Origin of the sequence: Actinoplanes sp. NPDC048791, from assembly GCF_040650095.1 — a bacterium.
GTDB lineage: Bacteria > Actinomycetota > Actinomycetes > Mycobacteriales > Micromonosporaceae > Actinoplanes.
On record NZ_JBEZGQ010001612.1, the window covers coordinates 1 to 1,285 of the forward strand.

At 70.4% G+C, this 1,285-nt stretch carries 2 protein-coding genes; one reads left to right on the top strand and one right to left on the bottom strand.

What is annotated here, in order from left to right; all coding sequences use genetic code 11:
- Positions 1-176: 176 nt before the first annotated feature.
- Positions 177-869, bottom strand: a complete 693-nt coding sequence (locus AB0C29_RS48965; protein ID WP_360835301.1) for an NUDIX domain-containing protein — start codon at positions 867-869, stop codon at positions 177-179.
- Between the two features lie 73 nt (positions 870-942).
- Here AB0C29_RS48965 and AB0C29_RS48970 point away from each other — a divergent pair.
- On the top strand, positions 943-1,285 hold a 343-nt coding region (locus AB0C29_RS48970), incomplete at its 3' end, for a contact-dependent growth inhibition system immunity protein (protein ID WP_360835303.1).

Below are 1,285 nucleotides of genomic sequence, written 5' to 3' on the forward strand. Positions count from 1 at the left end.
GGCCCGGCCGCCACCACCGGGGCGGGGGACCTTAATATCGGCCGCTTACCACGCCCCAGCAAACGGGGCCGGCCCCCCGCGGGGCGCCGCCACCGCCTGGTGTTTGATCGCTCAGGGGGCCGGCGACCGGCGGGTGTCGGGATCCCTCGGGGTGCCGGCGCCGCCGTGCGCCCGGCTCAGCGGGAACCGGTGCGCATGATCGGCGGGTTCAGTGTGGTGGCCGGCCCGGCCCGGTAGAGCGCCGCCGGCCGGCCCGTGGCCGGAACCCGCTTGTTGTCGGTGGGCTCGACGAACCCCTCGGTGTGGATCACCTTCCGGCTGAAGTTCCGCGGATCCAGCGGCTCACCCCAGACCACCTCGTAGACCGAGCGAAGATCCCCGATGGTGAACTCGGCCGGACAGAACTTGGTCGCCAGCGTGGTCAGCTCCAGCCGCCGGCGCGCACTCTCCACGGCGTCGTCCAGGATGCGGTCATGGTCGAAGGCCAGACTGCCCCGGACCTTGTCGACCGGGATCCAGCCGGCGCTGCTGGCATCCGACCCGGCGGTCGGGATGGGCAGATCCGGCATGATCGCCAGGTACGCGACGCTGACGACCCGGCCCCGGGGGTCACGCTCGGGGTCGCCGTACACGGCGAACTGCTCAAGATGCAGCTGACCGCCGTCGAGGCCGGTCTCCTCACCGAGCTCCCGCACAGCGGCGGTGCCGATGTCCTCACCGGTGCGCACAAAACCGCCGGGGAGGGCGGGCTGGCCGGCGAAGGGCTTGTTGCCCCGGGTGATGACTAGCACCTGCAGACTGCCCTCACGAACGGTGAGAATGGCAAGGTCCACAGCGATGCGCAGCTGCGCATGGTCCCGATTGGTCACGGGCCGAGCATAGCTTGATGTTGTTCTGACATGAACCCGTCGCGTCCTAGTTCGACCAAGCGGAGGAGTACCTGTGGCGGACAGGGAGAAGTTGTCCCTTGAGCAGATCGAGGGCAGCTCCTGGGGTGACGCGCCGGCTGATGCCAGCACCTTGATCTCGACCGTGCACCGGCTGCGCCGTCAGCCGGTCGGCAGCCTGGACGCGGAGGATCTGCGGGTGCTGATCGGTCAGCGGGTGGGTCTGCCGGTGCTGGTGTCCCGCGCGTTGGACCTGCTGCAGAACGATCCGCTGGTCGAGGGCGACTACCACCCGGGTGACCTGCTCGCCGCGGTGCTGCGGGTGCCGGCCGAGCACTGGGCGGCGCGCCCGCAGGAACTGGCCCGGCTCCGCGCAATCCTGCCGAGTGTGGACCTGG